This window comes from Pseudidiomarina terrestris (genome assembly GCF_030466375.1).
In the GTDB taxonomy this organism is placed as follows: Bacteria; Pseudomonadota; Gammaproteobacteria; order Enterobacterales; family Alteromonadaceae; genus Pseudidiomarina; species Pseudidiomarina terrestris.
The window spans coordinates 262,359-277,985 of record NZ_JAGGJE010000001.1; the positions used below are offsets into that span (position 1 = coordinate 262,359).

14 protein-coding genes are annotated in these 15,627 nt (G+C 51.1%); 8 read left to right on the plus strand and 6 right to left on the minus strand.

Going from position 1 to position 15,627, the window contains the following annotated elements:
- The first annotated feature begins 2 nt into the window (after nucleotides 1-2).
- The 4 genes from J6J28_RS01260 to lpxC all read left to right on the plus strand — a co-directional run bounded on the left by J6J28_RS01260 (nucleotide 3) and on the right by lpxC (nucleotide 4,305).
- Nucleotides 3-761 (plus strand): cell division protein FtsQ/DivIB, encoded by a 759-nt coding sequence (locus tag J6J28_RS01260; protein ID WP_301719464.1) that lies wholly within the window; start codon nucleotides 3-5, stop codon nucleotides 759-761.
- A 5-nt stretch (nucleotides 762-766) separates the two neighbouring features.
- On the plus strand, nucleotides 767-1,999 hold the full coding sequence (gene ftsA / locus J6J28_RS01265; protein ID WP_301719466.1) for a cell division protein FtsA: 1,233 nt from the start codon (nucleotides 767-769) through the stop codon (nucleotides 1,997-1,999).
- A 64-nt stretch (nucleotides 2,000-2,063) separates the two neighbouring features.
- The gene (gene ftsZ / locus J6J28_RS01270; RefSeq protein WP_301719467.1) at nucleotides 2,064-3,281 is read left to right on the plus strand and encodes a cell division protein FtsZ; all 1,218 of its coding nucleotides are present in this window, start codon (nucleotides 2,064-2,066) and stop codon (nucleotides 3,279-3,281) included.
- A 112-nt stretch (nucleotides 3,282-3,393) separates the two neighbouring features.
- Nucleotides 3,394-4,305 carry a UDP-3-O-acyl-N-acetylglucosamine deacetylase gene (gene lpxC, locus J6J28_RS01275; protein WP_301719469.1) on the plus strand — a complete coding sequence of 304 codons (912 nt, stop codon included), beginning with the start codon at nucleotides 3,394-3,396 and terminating at the stop codon, nucleotides 4,303-4,305.
- A 23-nt stretch (nucleotides 4,306-4,328) separates the two neighbouring features.
- Here lpxC and J6J28_RS01280 read toward each other — a convergent pair whose 3' ends face one another.
- A complete protein-coding gene (locus J6J28_RS01280; RefSeq protein WP_301719470.1) occupies nucleotides 4,329-4,793 on the minus strand; it encodes a hypothetical protein in 465 nt (154 codons plus the stop codon).
- 44 nt (nucleotides 4,794-4,837) lie between these two features.
- Between J6J28_RS01280 and J6J28_RS01285 the strand changes: the two genes are divergently transcribed.
- The 4 genes from J6J28_RS01285 (at nucleotide 4,838) to J6J28_RS01300 (ending at nucleotide 10,298) form a co-directional block, all read left to right on the plus strand.
- Nucleotides 4,838-5,773, plus strand: coding sequence for a M23 family metallopeptidase (locus J6J28_RS01285; protein WP_301719472.1), 936 nt, complete (start codon nucleotides 4,838-4,840; stop codon nucleotides 5,771-5,773).
- A 38-nt stretch (nucleotides 5,774-5,811) separates the two neighbouring features.
- Complete coding sequence (gene secA / locus J6J28_RS01290) at nucleotides 5,812-8,535, plus strand: preprotein translocase subunit SecA (protein WP_301719474.1); 2,724 nt, start codon at nucleotides 5,812-5,814, stop codon at nucleotides 8,533-8,535.
- Nucleotides 8,522-8,917: an 8-oxo-dGTP diphosphatase MutT gene (gene mutT / locus J6J28_RS01295; protein ID WP_301719475.1), complete on the plus strand. Its 396-nt coding sequence runs from the start codon at nucleotides 8,522-8,524 to the stop codon at nucleotides 8,915-8,917. The genes secA and mutT overlap by 14 nt, the downstream gene beginning before the upstream one ends.
- Nucleotides 8,918-9,290: 373 nt before the next feature.
- Entirely contained in the window at nucleotides 9,291-10,298 is a 1,008-nt protein-coding gene (locus J6J28_RS01300; RefSeq protein WP_301719476.1) for a hypothetical protein, read from the plus strand.
- Between the two features lie 14 nt (nucleotides 10,299-10,312).
- On the opposite strand, the gene zapD is transcribed toward J6J28_RS01300, so the two are convergent.
- From zapD to pilB, 5 genes are read right to left on the minus strand one after another with little or no spacing between them, the layout of a single operon-like run.
- Nucleotides 10,313-11,143 (minus strand): cell division protein ZapD, encoded by an 831-nt coding sequence (gene zapD, locus J6J28_RS01305; RefSeq protein ID WP_301719477.1) that lies wholly within the window; start codon nucleotides 11,141-11,143, stop codon nucleotides 10,313-10,315.
- Nucleotide 11,144: 1 nt separating this feature from the next.
- Nucleotides 11,145-11,792, minus strand: a complete 648-nt coding sequence (coaE, locus tag J6J28_RS01310; RefSeq protein ID WP_301720783.1) for a dephospho-CoA kinase — start codon at nucleotides 11,790-11,792, stop codon at nucleotides 11,145-11,147.
- The gene (locus J6J28_RS01315; RefSeq protein ID WP_301719478.1) at nucleotides 11,789-12,685 is read right to left on the minus strand and encodes a prepilin peptidase; all 897 of its coding nucleotides are present in this window, start codon (nucleotides 12,683-12,685) and stop codon (nucleotides 11,789-11,791) included. Before J6J28_RS01315 ends, coaE begins: the two co-directional genes overlap by 4 nt.
- Nucleotides 12,685-13,920 carry a type II secretion system F family protein gene (locus tag J6J28_RS01320; protein WP_301719479.1) on the minus strand — a complete coding sequence of 412 codons (1,236 nt, stop codon included), beginning with the start codon at nucleotides 13,918-13,920 and terminating at the stop codon, nucleotides 12,685-12,687. Before J6J28_RS01320 ends, J6J28_RS01315 begins: the two co-directional genes overlap by 1 nt.
- A gap of 9 nt (nucleotides 13,921-13,929) precedes the next feature.
- Complete coding sequence (gene pilB / locus J6J28_RS01325) at nucleotides 13,930-15,627, minus strand: type IV-A pilus assembly ATPase PilB (RefSeq protein ID WP_301719481.1); 1,698 nt, start codon at nucleotides 15,625-15,627, stop codon at nucleotides 13,930-13,932.

The following is a 15,627-nucleotide window of genomic DNA, read 5'->3' on the forward strand; positions in this document are numbered from 1 at the left end:
AAATGGCCGCGGCGGAACGTAATGTTAACTGGCACTTCTGGTCAGGTCTTGCGTTCTTTTTGGTGGTGGTTGCCAGCACCTTTACCGGTATCGGCTGGTTGTACTACACCGCCATGGATGCTCAGGAAGTGCCGTTAAAACGACTGGTGGTGCAAGGCGAATTGGCCTATCTGACTCCAGCCGATGTGCGCGACACCTTATTGGGTGAGCCGCTGGGGAGTTTCTTCTCAGCAGATGTGGATCAGATTCGCACGCGCGTTGAAGCGATGCCCTGGGTGGCAAGAGCTTCCGTACGCAAAGAATGGCCGGATATTTTGAAAGTATTTGTGGTTGAACAGCAACCACTTGCGCATTGGAATGCAAATCAGCGTGATGATGCGCTGGTCAATCAGGAAGGGACAGTGTTTTACGCAGATAAGTCGGTGCTGAGGAAAGCTCTGCCCTATCTTTCCGGCCCGGAACATGCGGTCGCTGAGGTGGTAAAGCACTATCGCAATACCAGTGAACTGCTGGGTTTAAACGGCTTTCAGGTCAGCCAGCTGGACTTGAGTAAGCGATTTGCGTTGGAGCTGCTGCTTAATGATGGCACCAGTTTACGACTTGGCCGCGAGGCCTTGCTGGAGCGGGTACAGCGGTTTATCGATTTGCAGCCGCAACTGCGCAAGCATCAGGATGCGCCACTGGATTCGGTGGATTTACGTTATGACACGGGTGTCGCTGTACGCTGGCGCGACCCAGAAGAACAACAACGAGAGAGTTAATAGGCATGTCAAAAGCAACAGAACGGAACATGGTCGTTGGCTTAGATATCGGCACAAGTAAAATTGTGACGTTGATTGGCGAAGTCATGCCTGATGGTGAAATCAGTGTGATCGGTGTCGGCGCGGCGCCGGCCCGGGGCATGGATAAAGGCGGTGTGAATGACCTGAACCTGGTGGTGCAGTCGATCCAACGTGCCGTTGAAGAAGCGGAACTAATGGCGGACAGTCGCATCGCTTCGGTTTACCTGAATATTTCCGGCCGCCATATCTCCTGCCAGAACGAGAGTGGCATGGTTCCTATTAACGAGGCAGAGGTCACCCAGGACGACGTTGATAGCGTTATTCATGCTGCCAAATCGGTACCTATTGCTCAGGAACGCCGCATTTTGCACGTGTTGCCGCAGGAGTTCGTGATTGACTCACAGGAGAGCATCAAGAGCCCGATTGGCATGTCCGGGGTGCGCATGGAGTCAAAGGTTCATATCGTCACCTGTGCCAACGACATGGCGAAGAACATTGAAAAAGCTGTTGAACGTTGTGGCTTTCGCGTCGACCGTTTGATTTTCTCGGCCCTGGCGTCGAGTTACTCGGTGCTGACTGACGATGAAAAAGATTTAGGTGTAGCCCTGGTTGATATGGGCGCAGGCACCATCGACATCTGCATCTACACCGGTGGTGTGCTGCGTCATACCGCCGTGATTCCAGCAGCCGGTAATCAGGTGACCAGTGATATTGCGAAGATTTTTCGCACGCCACTGAATCACGCTGAAGAAATTAAGACCAAATACGCCTGTGCGCTCTGTCAGCTGGTCAGTAAAGACGACAACATCGAAGTGCCGTCGGTCGGTGGTCGGCCATCGCGGGTGATGCAACGACATATTTTGGCCGAGGTGGTTGAACCGCGCTACCAGGAACTGTTTGAATTGATCCGGGACGAGATAAAACAAAGCGGGTTGGATGAGCAAATTGCTGCAGGCATCGTGTTAACCGGTGGCTGTGGTCGCATGGAAGGCGCCATTGAATTTGCCGAAGAGATATTTCAGATGCCCGTGCGCTTAGGCGAACCGTTGGGAATGCAAGGCTTAAGTGATTATGTGCAGGACCCAACCTACGCCACGGCCGTCGGTTTACTCCGTTACGGCCAGGAAGATCTGCAAGCGCGCCAGGACGAAGCGCGTCATAACAACGTGATCGGTTTGTGGAAACGCGTACACGGTTGGTTTAAAGGTGAATTTTAATAAAAACAACACTTTGGAAATTATTTTTGGGGTAGTACACTAAGCAGGTAAAAGGAGAAACAACATGTCTGAAGTATTCGAAGTAGTCGACAACTTTGACAGCGATGCCGTCATAAAAGTGATAGGTGTAGGTGGCGGTGGTGGTAATGCCGTCAAACACATGATCACAGAATCCATCGAAGGTGTGCAGTTTATTGCTGCTAACACTGATGCGCAGTCTTTGCGTAACCACGGTGCCCACGTGACCATTCAACTGGGTGATGACATTACCAAAGGACTGGGTGCCGGCGCCAACCCTGAAGTTGGCCGGCAGGCGGCTGAAGAGTCGCGTGAAGAGATCAAGAAAAACCTGCAGGGTGCGGACATGATCTTTATTGCTGCAGGCATGGGTGGTGGCACAGGTACAGGTGCTGCGCCAGTGGTTGCAGAAGTCGCGCGCGAGCTGGGGATTCTGACCGTAGCTGTGGTCACCAAACCCTTTCCGTTCGAAGGTCGCAAGCGGATGGCGATTGCCGACGAAGGCATCGCGCAGTTGGCGCGTAACGTCGATTCCTTGATCACTATCCCGAACGAGAAGCTGCTGAAAGTATTAGGCAAAGGCACCAGCTTGTTGTCTGCCTTCAGTGAAGCGAACAACGTCTTGTTGGGTGCGGTACAAGGTATTGCCGACTTGATTACCCGTACCGGTTTGATCAATGTCGACTTTGCTGACGTAAGAGCTGTTATGCGTGAGATGGGTACTGCCATGATGGGTACCGGCATTGCGCGCGGCGAAGAACGTGCACAAGAAGCTGCTGAAATGGCGATTAACAGTCCGCTGTTGGAAGACATCGACTTGTCAGGTGCGCGTGGTGTGCTGGTCAACATTACGGCCGGCATGGACATGAGCATTGAAGAGTTTGAAATCGTGGGTAACACGGTAAAAGCCTTCGCTTCAGAAAATGCCACAGTGATTGTGGGTACGGTCATCGATCCGGAAATGTCGGAAGAGATGCGCGTTACCGTCGTCGCCACCGGCATCGGTGCTGAGCGCAAGCCAGATATTTCACTGGTGAATAACCCTGGTCGTGACAAGCCGCGTGATGCAGCTTATGGACGTTCTGCCGGCTACCAGGGCAGCGGTGCAGCGACCGCACGAGTGCTTGACGAAGATACGGAAGAGCTGGAACAGGAAGATTACGAAGTTCAGGTTGAAAAGCCAACAGCGAAACCACAGGCGCAGGGCAACAAAGATATGGATTATCTTGATATCCCAGCGTTTTTACGTCGTCAAGTAGACTAAAACAGCGTAAAGATTAGGTAAAGCGGTTTAGAAAATTGCGAAAAACGCAATTTATGGGTAAACTATTGCGCCTTTTACTGGTCAGACGACATAGTGAGAATGAGAGCGAACGATGAAACAACGCACAATTAAACAGTCTATTGCAACCACAGGTGTGGGTTTGCACAAAGGCAACAAGGTTCAATTGACCCTGCGTCCGGCACCGGCGAATACCGGTCTGGTGTTTCGTCGTGTCGATTTAAAACCCGCAGTGGATATTCGTGCCGATGCCGAGTTGGTGCGTGATACCCGCATGTGTACCTGTTTAATTAACGATGACAACGTACGTGTCTCTACGGTTGAACATTTGCTCGCGGCAGTTGCTGCGATGGGGATCGACAATCTCATTATTGAAGTCGACAGCCATGAAATTCCAATCATGGACGGTAGCTCGCATCCTTTCATTTACCTGCTGCAAAGCGCGGGCATCGAAACACAGGGCGCAGCGAAAAAGTTTATCCGGATCAAGCAACCGGTTCGGGTTGAAGAAGGTGACAAATGGGCGGAACTACTACCCCACAATGGCTTCCGCATCGATTTTGCCATCGACTTCGACCATCCGGCGATTGCTGATACCAATCAGGTTGTCAGTATGGACTTCAGTACGTCCAGCTTTATGAAAGACATCAGCCGGGCGCGTACGTTTGGCTTCATGAAGGACATCGAGTTCTTACGTGAGAACAACCTGGCGCTGGGCGGTAGTTTTGACAACGCTGTGGTGTTGGACGAATTCCGCATACTTAATAGTGATGGTCTGCGTTACGACGATGAGTTCGTCAAGCATAAGATCCTTGACGCTGTGGGTGACCTGTACATGGGTGGCCACGCGATTCTGGGTCATTTGCGGGCGTTTAAATCAGGCCACGCGCTGAATAATCAGTTGTTGCGGGAAGTTCTGCAACACCAGGAAGCCTGGGAATTCGTTACCTTCGAAGACGAAACCGTCGAAGCTCCAATCACCTTCGGCAACCCGGTCACCGCTTAAGCTAACGGCAGCCCGTAGCAAACCTACGGGCTACTGTATTTATCGGCTAACGCCAATAGCTGCGAACGCAGCGGCTCCTCACATAACTCCGCCTGCTCACGTAGCTTGCGCACGGTATCTGACTCTTTTACTTCAACTTTTACTGGTGCTGGCGGTGTTTCTGTAGACTTCACATGACGGCCTGGTCGAATGCGGATCTCAAGGGATGTCACCGCAGGCGTAGCATGAGTTTGAAAATACGTTATAATGCCCGCTTGGTCGGTTTTTAGGCGCTGCGCGATCGGTGCCGAGGAAACCTGTAGGATCAGGGCAGAAGCGCCTACCGCAATGACTTCACACTGGGGTAAGAGTTGCTGCAGCGAGTGTTTCTCGAAACAGTCGCGTAATAGCTGTTGCCAGCGTTGATGTTGCTCGGTAAAGTCAGCAAACTGTTGTAATCGCTGGCTACCTAGCAGTTGATCCAGTTTTTTCGGTCGGCGGCGTGGCATAACCCGATAATAGCCCAGTTAATGTTTTAGCAACGAGAGGTTGCATGAGTCTATCAGTCTTCTATAGAGGCTCCAAAGTTAAATTTGGTTTGCGTTTGAGTCGCCGTCGCTTAGCGTCGTTGCTTGGCGTTGTCGTGCTTGCCGGGCTGGCTTTTAGCGAGCCCTGGAGCGCGTCCGGCGGCGTCAGCGCAGATGCCGTCCGTAGTAAAATAACCGCCGAGCAGATCCAGCTGGCGGCGCAATCAGAAGCTATTCAGGAAATCAAAGCCGACGCGGAGAAGAAATTGACCGCGTTAACGATTTCGCTGGGTGAAATGCGCGCCAAACTGCGTCGTTTAGAGCATCTGGGTGGCCGCTTGGCGGATGCCGCTGAAATTGATGCCAGTGAACTCGAAAGCCGCGAGCAGGAGGTGCTGGCAATGGGCGGTCCTGAGACCTCCATTCTCGATGCGCCGAAACTGGCCTCGGGCGATGTCATCAGTGATCTGGAATCGGTGCTGGCGCAGTTGGAAGATAAACAAAAACAGCTGGCGCTACTTGAATCTGTGTTAATGAGCCATCATATCTCTGCAGAGAGCTACGTGGCCGGACGTCCAGTTGACGACGGTTGGCTCAGTTCACATTATGGCGTACGCAAAGACCCGTTTAACGGTACGCCAACCATGCACAGCGGTATTGATTTCGCGAATTTGGCGGAAGATGCCGGTGTTTTTGCTACAGGTGCAGGTGTCGTGACCTGGTCGGGTGAGCGGTACGGTTACGGAAAACTGGTTGAGATTGACCACGGTGGCGGATTAAAAACGCGCTACGGCCATTGTGCCGAACTCTTAGTAAAAGAGGGCGACGTAGTAACCCGTGGCCAACAAATCGCGAAACTGGGCAGTACAGGGCGCTCTACGGGGCCTCATGTACACTATGAGGTGTTGCGCAACGAACGCCAGATTGATCCCAGCAAGTATGTTTATCGTGATGCTCGCTAGAGCATCATTGTCATTTAAATACAGGATTAAATAATCACATGTTTGGTAGTCTTTTCCGCAAAGTATTTGGAAGCCGCAATGACCGCATCCTCAAAGGATTGCAAAAACAGGTTGCTGCGATTAATGCCTTAGAGCCAGAATTTGAAGCACTCAGCGATAGCGAACTCAAACAAAAAACCGCTGAATTCAAACAACGCCTGGGCAACGGTGAAACCCTTGATGACCTGCTGATTGAAGCTTTTGCGACGGTTCGTGAAGCAAGTAAACGGGTGTTCAATATGCGGCACTTCGATGTGCAGCTGGTCGGCGGTATGATCCTCAACGACAACCGCATTGCTGAAATGCGTACCGGTGAGGGTAAAACCCTTACTGCGACACTTTCCGCCTACCTGAATGCCTTATCTGGCGATGGCGTTCACATCGTGACCGTGAATGACTACCTTGCGCGTCGTGATGCCGAAACCAACCGTCCCTTATTTGAATACCTCGACATGACCGTGGCCTTTAACGTACCGGGCATGCCGCATCAGGAAAAGCAGCAAGCCTATCTGGCCGACATTACCTACGGTACCAACAACGAATTTGGCTTTGACTACCTGCGCGATAACATGGCGTTTTCGCCAAAAGAGCGGGTGCAGCGCAAACTTAACTACGCCATTGTCGATGAGGTCGACTCGATCCTGATTGATGAAGCACGCACGCCTTTGATTATCTCTGGTGCTGCCGAAGACAGCTCTGAGCTGTACATCAAAATGAATGAAATTGTGCCGCTGCTGACCCGTGCTGACGAAGAAGACACGGAAGAGAAGCGCGGCGAAGGCGATTTCACTATTGATGAAAAAGCGAAACAGCTGCATTTGACCGAGAATGGTCAGGAAAACGTCGAAGCCATCCTGAAAGAGCGTGGCATGCTGGACGAGGACGAGTCACTGTACTCGGCAACCAATATCACCTTGCTGCACCACGTTAATGCTGCATTGCGTGCCCATCACCTGTTCCAGAAAGATGTCGATTACATCGTTAAAGATGACCAGATTGTCATTGTCGATGAGCACACGGGTCGTACTATGGAAGGCCGGCGTTGGTCGGAAGGCTTGCACCAGGCCATGGAAGCCAAAGAAGGCGTGAAGATCCAGAACGAAAACCAGACCATGGCATCGATCACCTTCCAGAACTATTTCCGGCTGTACAACAAGCTCGCGGGTATGACAGGTACCGCTGACACTGAAGCGTTTGAGTTCCAGTCGATTTACGGCCTGGAAACCGTGGTGATCCCAACCAACCGGCCGATGGTTCGCGATGACCGTCCCGACTTGATTTTTATCACTGCCGAAGAGAAGTTTGAAGCCATTGTTGCCGACATCGAAGAGTGCCGCGAAAAAATGCAGCCAGCATTGGTGGGTACCATTTCGATTGAAAGCTCTGAGCTGTTATCGAACTTCTTAAGAAAGAAAAAGATTCCTCATGAAGTACTGAACGCCAAGTTCCACGCCAAAGAAGCGGAAATTGTCGCTCAGGCAGGTATGCCAGGCGCGATTACCATCGCGACCAATATGGCCGGCCGGGGTACGGATATCGTGCTTGGTGGTAACCTGCAGGTGGAGATCGAACAACTCGAAGACCCCAGTCAGGAACAGATCGATAAAGTGAAAGCCGAATGGCAGAAGCGCCATGACGCCGTGGTAGCTGCTGGTGGTTTGCATATCATTGGTACCGAACGTCACGAATCACGGCGTATCGATAACCAGTTGCGTGGCCGCTCCGGTCGTCAGGGTGACCCGGGTTCATCACGTTTCTACTTGTCACTGGAAGATAGTCTGATGCGTATCTTCGCTTCGGATCGCATGGCTGGTCTGATGAAGCGCCTGGGCATGAAACGTGGCGAGGCAATTGAGCACCCATGGGTGACGCGAGCGATTGAAAATGCACAACGTAAAGTTGAAGGTCGCAACTTCGATATTCGTAAGGCATTGCTTGAGTTTGATGATGTCGCCAACGACCAGCGTAAAGTCGTTTATGAACAGCGTAACGAACTGCTGGATGAAGGCGATATTTCAGAAACCGTGCAGGTGATTCGCGCGGACGTGATTGAGCAGGTGGTCAATGAGTACATTCCGCCGCAATCACTTGAAGAAATGTGGAATGTGCAAGGCCTGGAAGAACGGCTGCGCTCAGACTTCGATTTACCGCTGCCGATTCAGCAGTGGTTAGACGAAGACGATAATCTGCATGAAGAAAAACTGCGTGAGAAGATCGCTGAAGAACTTGAAAAAGCCTATGCTGCGAAAGAAGAGCAGGTCGGTAAAGAGGTTCTGCGTCAGTTTGAAAAAGCTATTATGTTACAGAGCCTCGACTCGCACTGGAAAGAGCATCTAGCGGCGATGGACCATTTACGTCAGGGCATCAACCTGCGTAGTTACGCGCAGAAAAATCCTAAGCAGGAATACAAACGCGAAGCGTTCGAGCTGTTCACAGATATGCTGGAAGCACTGAAACTTGATGTTGTGACGATACTCAGCAAGGTTCGTGTGCGCGCCGAAGAAGATGTGGAAGCGGTTGAGCAGAAGCGTCGCGAAGCCGCCGCGCGTCAGCAGCAGGAGTTCAAACACGAAAGTGCCAGCGCTACTGCACCAGCAGATAGCCAGCCAGCACCACAAGCGGCACCGCCAGCACCGGCCCAGGCCGGACCGCGGGTGGGACGTAACGAACCTTGTCCATGTGGCTCAGGTAAAAAGTACAAGCATTGTCATGGCAAACTCTGATCCCATTCACGTCGCCGTTGGTGTGATAGAAAACACCGATGGTGACGTGTTTATCAGTAAACGACATAAAGATTTACATCAAGGCGATAAATGGGAGTTCCCCGGCGGTAAAGTTGAGGTCGGGGAAACGGTTTATGACGCCTTAGTGCGTGAGTTGCGGGAAGAGTGCAATATTAGCGTAGAGTCAGCGTCGCCGCTGACGGTGATCAATCATGCTTATAACGATAAACGCGTCGTGTTGGACGTCTGGCGGATTACCACCTTTACTGGCGAGGTGAGTCAGTGTGACGGTCAGGAGTGGCTCTGGGTGCCGGTGTACGCGCTGGGAGCTTATCAATTCCCAGAAGCCAATGAAGCCATTATTGAGTTACTCACTGATTGAAGACATTTCCTATTTTCAGGTACATTCTGGAATTTTTCTGGTTATTGAGGTAGGTTAATAGATAATCTCATGAAGGAGCATCATTATGTCCAGTGTCAAAGATATGATTGAGGCAACGCATCAAGGAAAGCGTTACACGGAAGGGTCTCGTTTGGCCTCACTATTGGAACGGCTATTCGCTCTGTTGTCGAGTGACGTGTCTGCTGCAAAGACCTACGCCAACGCGCTCAAGGTAAACGTGAATGCATCGAAAGTTTCATTGGACGTCGAATCGCTTCTCAGCAATGACGAAGTAACTCGTCAAGCCCGTAGATTGAAGGCTGACTGTCAATAATTCTTTGCCGGAAGAGGTCTGTCGTTAAGGAAGACGAAAATGATTTCTGTGACTGTTCTAGCCCTATTAGGCATGGCGCTCTCGGGCTATCTTTTTAGTTCCCGCTTTATCTTTTCAAAATATCGTTTATCGAAATATCAAGGGCACCATCTGCTTTATAAGTGTCTAGGAATAGGGTTAGTTGTTTTCGGCTTATCAGCGGCTCTGTTCGCACTAACCTGGCCTTTTACCAGTCAAAGTTCGTTGGCTTTCGAATTTCTAGCTCGAGCATTCCCAGAAATGACGCAGTCGCAGTTTAATTTATACTCAATTTTACTACTGGGTATAATTGGCGCAGATATGTTTGCACGGCTGTTAAACCGTGTCATTTTCAGATCGTTTTATATTCTTTATTCAGATAGTAAAAATGATGCTACCTACGGATCCACGAGTCATTCATTAACGATTAATCAGCAAGCATCTGAAACAGATCCAGCACTAACTAACGATCGCCGCGGAAAACCTAAACGGCCGTTACTAAAGAAACGTAGCGATTATCTTTTAGACTTAATTGTATACAAAAAGTGTACTGACAACGGATACATAACTCATGTAATCGATACGTTCCTTTCCCCAAGCCCGCTGCTATTAACCCTTGATACCAGACGCTGTTACGTATGTTACCCAAACGAGGTAAAAACACCCCTAGACCACCAGGAAGACCAGGAACTATCAATCATTCCACTCTGTTCTGGATATCGTGATGATAAGGATATGTGTCTCGAGTTAACGACGGTTTATGAAGACGTATTAATTGAACTGTCACGCACTCCGGATGAGTACAGGGCTCTTTCGGAAGTTGACCGGAAAAAAGCGGTCGCGGTGCTTGAGAGCCACAAAATTACGATTTCATACCAACGCGTAGTTTCCATCGCGAGTTTTGACGAGTCAAAATATCTAAATTTCAAAGTTCATGAAAACAGAAGGCGAAAAGAAATTTTTAGCGGGAGGAAAGTTGATGAAGACGAAAGAGATTCCGATTTAATTGATGTGCCATCATCAGAGTAGCTTTCATTAGGGTATTAGGGGCAGAGCGCCAGTTCGAATTCAACGTTATTTTCAAACGATGCTTTACCTTGTTGTGGGGCACAGCTGAGGAAGCGGACACTGAAACGTTGCTTATGGCCGCTGATCACCGGATAGGCCGGCACCTTAGCAGGAACTCTCAGGCGTAACAGGCTCAAGGGCTCGGTACTTTCCTGTAACAGCCCGCCTTCGGCGACCACCCACTGAAAATGGGCCTGGCCACGCAGCAGCTCCAGCTCAAGTTCAAGCCCGTTAAATAACACCTCAAACTCGTGCCACCAGCGCTGACAATCGTCGTCGCGTTTTTGCTGTGCCTGATGCAACCAGAAATGCAGTTGTGGTACGTCAAAATTACAGGTACCGCCAGGCATACCGAAGCGTTGCCGGGTGACGCTCAGCAAGCGATCCTGCTTCAGGTGGCTACCAATACGAGTCAACGAATGAATCGCTTTACTGGCCTCTTGTACCCGCGTGTTGAGCTCTTGCACCTGCTGCTGGTTGACGTCGGGATGCTGCGCCCAGACCAGTAATTGTGCCTTGCGGCGGTCCAGGTCTTTTTGCACATCCGTGCGCACATCGCTGCGCTCACAGAGCTCCAGTATGGCGAACAACGCGTCGAAGTAGCGCGAGTAGTTGGTTGCGTCGACAGTTTGCTCAGGTTTGAGTAACTGCTTAAGATGTTCCAGGCGCAGGTAAGTACGTACCCGCTCATGGAGCGGATATTCGTAATTGATTGCTGCATATTCAGTTTTTTCAGTCATTGGCTCTATGATAACCGCTTCTTCGGCCGTTGCAACGCTTTGAAACAAGTCTGACTGGTAACTCATCTCAGTCCTCCTGTCCCTGGTCGGTTTGCAGCGCCTTCTCACGGGCGCGTTTCAGGTGCGCTCGTCCCAGATAATCCTGATGCAACGCTTTGACCTGCGGCGCCAGTTCGCTGAGCGTGCCTTCGTTGTTAATGACATCATCTGCTGCCGCTAAGCGCTCGTTGCGGGAAGCTTGAGCGGCAAGAATTTGCTCGATCTGATCGTTGCTGACCTTATCGCGCGCCAAGGTTCGTTGGCGTTGGGTTTCTTCGCTGACATCGACCACCAGCACCCGGTCACACAAACGGGTCAGGTTGTTTTCAACCAGTAAAGGTGCAGAAAGAATCACGTAAGGTGAGGCTGCGGCTTCCAGCTCTTCCAGCAGCTGGCTGCGGATGAGAGGATGGGTGAGTTGATTCAGCCAGTCCTTTTCTTCGGGTTCGGCAAAGATTTTTTCTCGCAACCAGCCCCGGTTAAGCGAACCGTTATCAGTTAACGCCTGCTTGCCATAACGCTCGGTTACAGCGGCAAGTGCCGGTGTGCCCTGATCAAGGATATGACGGGCAATGACATCGGCGTCAACAACAGTGATGCCGTGAGCGGAAAACAGGTCCGAGACAGTGGTCTTGCCTGAGCCGATCCCTCCTGTTAAGCCGAGCACCCACATCAGATACGCACCAGCCCCCAATACCAATGGAGCAAGGGCTCACCCCAGATTAAGGCAATTACGCCGCCGAGAATAAGGAAAGGACCAAAGGGAATCGGTTGCCCGCGTTTATCGCGCTGGATGAGCTGAAGGGTGATACCGATAACCGCGCCACTAAAGGCCGCTGCCAGCACAATAACGGGCAGCAGCTGAAAGCCTGCCCAGGCGCCAAAAGCTGCCAGCAGTTTAAAGTCGCCATAGCCCATACCTTCTTTACCGGTAAGTAGCTTAAAGGCCCAGTACACGGACCAAAGGAATAAATAGCCGGCAATGGCGCCCATGACGGCGTCGGGCAGGCTTACCGGGCCACCGGCCCAAGCCACAAAAAGACCTAGCCATAAGGTAAAGTAGGTCAGCTGGTCCGGTAGCAGCATGTGATCGTAGTCGATGAAAAACATCGCTATCAGCAAACCTGCGAAAATCATGTAGTAAAGGGCAGGCCAGCCAGCCCCATAAAACCATGCGATACTGGCAAACACCACACCGGTCAGAATCTCTATTGCCGGGTAACGCAGTGAAATGCGGGCCTTACAGTTGCGACATTTGCCTTTCAGCAGCAACCAGCTCAACACCGGAATATTGTCGTACCATTTAATCGGGTGCTTGCACTTGGGACAGTGTGAGCCGGGCGTTGAAATATTAAAAGTGGAGGGCTCAGCTGCTGGGTTGGGCGTTGTTTCTGGCGTCGCTGTTTCCAATACCAGAGCACAATCGCGCTGCCATTGACGTTGCATCATCACCGGTAAGCGGCCAATGACCACGTTGAGAAAGCTGCCGACCACCAGCCCCAACACCAGTCCTAACAGCAGCGTCAGATGGCTGTACGACGGGTAGACATCATTAAGTTGTTCTAGCATTAACCGACCACCGCGCCGAGGTTAAAGATGGGCAGGTACATGGCAATAATCAGGCCACCGACCAGGACGCCGATGACCACCATGATCATGGGTTCCAGCAGCGCTGTAAGGTTATCGACCAGGTCGTCGACCTCGCGTTCGTACACATCCGCGACCTTGGATAGCATGTCATCCAGAGAGCCGGATTCTTCGCCGATATAGACCATTTGCGTGGCCATGGTCGGGAAAATGTCAGCATTGACCATGGCGGTGTTCATTTGCATGCCTGAGGTCACGTCGCTTTGAATGCGGTAAATGGCGTCGCGGTAAACAGAGTTACCTGACGCGCCAGCTGCGGACTCCAGTGCACTGATAAGGGGCACACCGGCTGCAAAGGTCGTGGAGAGGGTACGGGCAAAGCGCGCGACCGCGGCTTTATCGAGGATCATGCCCACGACGGGGATTTTTAAGGAGATCGCCTGGACTTTGTCGCGGAATTTTTCACTTTTAACCATGGCCCGGGCAAACAACCAGCCAGCGGCTATAAAGCCAGCGATGACATAGACAGCGTAGGCCTGCATAATTTCAGATAAATTCACCACAAACTGGGTCATGGCAGGTAGTTCTGCACCAAAATCTTTAAAAACACTTTCGAATTGAGGCACCACGTAAACCAGCAAAATCATAGTGACTGCAATAGCCACCACGATAACCGCAGAAGGGTAGACCAAGGCCTTTTTGATTTTGGCTTTTAAGGCTTCGGATTTCTCCCGGTAGGTGGCAATTCGATCGTAAATGGCTTCCAGAGAGCCCGACTCTTCACCGGACTCCACTAAGTCACAATAAAGCGGATCAAAAACTTCTGGATGTTTGCGCAACGAGGCTGCCAGAGGGGAGCCGGAGCCAACGTCATCGGCCAGAGTCAGCATCAGATTACGGACTTTGACATGATCCGTACCCTTGGCCACCATCTCCAGCCCTTGCAGCAAAGGCACGCCGGCTTCCAGCATGGTGGCTATCTGACGCGTGAAAAGCGCGATATCCCCACCTTTAATTTTTTTATGGCCAAAGAGTGGCTTGGCTTTCTTTTTGACTGAACGCGGATTGATGCCCTGATCACGTAATCGGGAACGGATCTCTTTTTCATTATCGCCCCGCATCAGGCCTTTTACTTTCTGGCCCCGCCGGTTGAGTCCCTGCCACTGGAATTCACTGAAGTCGTCTATTTTTTTACTTTTTTTTGCTACAGTTGCCATAGCCAACCCTTAGTTGCTGCTGACGCGATTTGCCTCCGCCAGGCTGATGGTGCCGTCAGCGACTCTTTCTAATGCGGACTGCCGTAATGAATTATAGCCTTCTTTTCGTGCTTGTCGGGCGATTTGTATGGAACCCGCACTGGACATAATAAGCTCTTGTATGGCTTCCGTCACTGGCATGACTTCATAAATCCCTGTACGACCTTTGTAGCCGTTGGTACAACGGTCACAGCCCACGGGCTTGTGAATCGTCAGATTAGGAATTTGTTCTTCGGTAAAGCCTTGACGCAGCAGCTCTTCGTGGGGAATTTCTTCCGGCTCCTTGCATTCACCACAAAGCCGTCTGGCTAGACGCTGGGCGATAATGAGCGAGACAGAGCCGGCAATATTGTAGGAGGGCACGCCCATGTTCATTAAGCGGGTCAGGGTTTCGGCCGCAGAGTTGGTGTGCAGAGTCGACATCACTAAGTGACCCGTTTGCGCGGCCTTAATAGCAATTTCAGCAGTTTCCAGATCGCGAATCTCACCCACCATGACCACATCGGGATCCTGGCGCAGGAAAGAACGCAGGGCATCGGCAAAGGTCAGACCGGCTTTGACATTAATCTGAACCTGGTTGATACCATAAAGGTTAATCTCAACAGGGTCTTCCGCAGTGGAAATATTCACTTCGGGGGTATTGAGGATATTCAGGCCTGTGTAAAGGGAAACGGTTTTTCCAGAGCCGGTCGGGCCTGTGACCAGTATCATCCCCTGCGGTTTGGCGAGGGCCTCTTCATAGAGCTTTTTCTGATCCGGAGCATAGCCCAAGGACTCAATACCCATCATCGCCGATGCTGAGTCCAGAATCCGCAGTACAAGTTTTTCACCGTACATCGTCGGTAAAGAACTCACTCGAAAATCAATGGCCTTGTTTTTTGACAGGCGCAGTTTGATACGGCCATCCTGCGGCAAACGGCGCTCGGCGATATCCAGCTGGGACATGACTTTCAGACGTGCTGCTATTCGCGCAGAAAGCGCAACCGGAGGTCTGGCGATTTCGTGCAGGACACCATCGATACGAAAACGAATTCGGTATTCACCTTCATAAGGTTCAAAGTGTAAATCCGAGGCACCGCGCTTGATGGCATCGAGCAGCATTTTGTTAATATAAATAACAATAGGCGCATCGTTTTTGCCGTCGACGGAGACTGCGCCATGTTCTTCACGAATTTCACCTTCGGCATCAATCTCGCGCAATTCTCGCTCATCTTGCTCGGTAACACCCAGCATGGAGCTTTCGTTTTCCAACAACTTATCAATAAGCTTTTGTAACTTGTCTTCCTGCACCAGCACTGCTTCGGATTGCAGGCGGGTGCGAAACTGAAACTCGTCCAGGGTTTCAATTCGGGTGGGGTCGGACACCGCGATATAAAGCACATTGCCGCGCTGATACAAAGGCACGGCATGGTTCTTGCGGATTAAACGCTCATTGATAAATTGTGGGGGAATAAGTTCTGAATTAAAAGCGTCCAGGTCGAGCCATGGGCAATTAGATTCTTGGTAGCAGAAAGCCGCCAGTTCGTCCGGCTGAATCAGTTTACGCTCTAATAAAACACTGGTGAAGGGTAATTTGGTTTCCCATGCATACTCACTACAGCTTTTTAGTTGCGCTTCGGGAATACGTCGATCGCGCAGCAGAAGTGCGGCTAAAGAATGATGGAGCAT